Raw genomic sequence first — 759 nt, forward strand, 5'->3', positions numbered from 1 at the left:
GTGCTCAATAAACGGCAAACGTAACGAACATTTCCGTGTTTCTTGCCCCCTTTGTCTACATATTTGCGGCAACGATCTAAAGCATCCGTAAACAGCTGAATGACATGGAAATAATCGACCACGTGTGTCGCCTCTGGGCAAACCCCTTGAATGGCTTTTTTCATCGCTGGGGCTAAATCGCTTACGACATACTGAACAGAACGAGACACATGCGCCAACGCACGTCTGATGGCTTCCTCGTTCTTTCCAGCTTCGATGGCATACACTTCTCCCGCTCGGCATCCATGATCGACACTCCGTAGTCATGCCCTTTTCGAAAGGCAAATTCATCGACACAAACCGCCTTTGGTTGGATATCAGTCGATAGGAAGGAAGGGGCATGGGTATAAAACCAACGTTCCACGGTCGTGTAAGGGAGTTTGAGCATCCGAGCTACTGCCTGAATGGATGTCCCAATGCAAGATTGCGCCACCCATTGCTGAAAAGCGTCCGTTGCCACACTTCGAGGGGAGATTCCTGGATAAGACGTGCTGAACGTCATGCCACACGTACCACAACGTCTGCGCTCGACAGGGAGTTCAATCCAAAAAATCCCGATTCGTTGAGCATAGCCATGCATCCATTGCTTCTTTTTTCCTGTCATTTTGATCGTGCGTTTCAAGCAGACAGGACATAACGGGCATTGTTCAGGTAGAGAAAGTTCGAAAAGCCAACGATCTCCTTCTTTTCGCACCTTTTGAATCAAAACATCTGGTAAAT

At 48.2% G+C, this 759-nt stretch carries 1 pseudogene; it reads right to left on the reverse strand.

What is annotated here, in order from left to right:
• A pseudogene (locus tag JV16_RS14940) lies at positions 1-759 on the reverse strand (ISL3 family transposase); the annotation flags it as partial.

This window comes from Anoxybacillus ayderensis, assembly GCF_000833605.1.
Taxonomy (GTDB): Bacteria; Bacillota; Bacilli; order Bacillales; family Anoxybacillaceae; genus Anoxybacillus; species Anoxybacillus ayderensis.